Source organism: Caballeronia sp. LZ003, assembly GCF_031451465.1.
Taxonomy (GTDB): Bacteria; Pseudomonadota; Gammaproteobacteria; order Burkholderiales; family Burkholderiaceae; genus Caballeronia.
In genome coordinates, this window is the sequence record NZ_JARUXJ010000113.1 from 1 (window position 1) to 700 (window position 700).

Below are 700 nucleotides of genomic sequence, written 5' to 3' on the forward strand. Positions count from 1 at the left end.
AAGATCGATGATTGCGTCTGACGAGATTGCGCCCGCTGTGCCCGAGCCTACGATACCAATCTCGCCGAATGGGTGTTTTTTTTCAGCCACACCGCCCTTTACGTATCGCAGAATGCCGCAGGGTTTGTTCGCGCCGTCGCCGTTGACGAACGCTTGACCCTCTTGCTTGGCAAATTCGGTCTGCACTTCATCAGCGAGCCAGGTTTGGAGGTCGATCTCGCTGTCGTCAAGAATTTGTTGGGTGGCCGCCGGGTTGGCATAGATCTCGCCCGAACCAAACGTCAATGGCTTGAATTGCGCGGTGCCGGTCTGCTTGCGCTCCTCCGTTTCGCCCACCCAGCCGCTTGCGGTGCCCCCCATGTTGAACAGCTTCGAGAAACCCGCCTTCGAGACCGATTGCACACGACATATCTGCCGCATCGGTGAGATCAGCACCAGCTTGTCCGTAATCGTGCGGTCCCACTCGACTGGCGTCAAATAGCCACCCTGCTCATCGGCGCCTTTATTGAGCGCCGCATTCACGTCGCCACGCTTCACATGCGCATTAAACGCTTCCGTGTATTGCGCGTCGCGAAGCTGCTTGCCGCCCGCATTCATCTGTGTGGCCGCAATCTTGATGTTCGCATCGTCGATGGCCTTCTGTAGCTCCTCGACGTGGGCGTCGATCTTCGTCACCTTGGCTGCGATGTCGCTTGCGGGC

The 700-nt window shown here is 58.3% G+C and carries 1 protein-coding gene; it reads right to left on the bottom strand.

Annotated elements, in window-relative coordinates; all coding sequences use genetic code 11:
• On the bottom strand, positions 1 to 700 hold a 700-nt coding region (locus tag QCE79_RS39485; protein ID WP_309851737.1), incomplete at both ends, for a phage major capsid protein.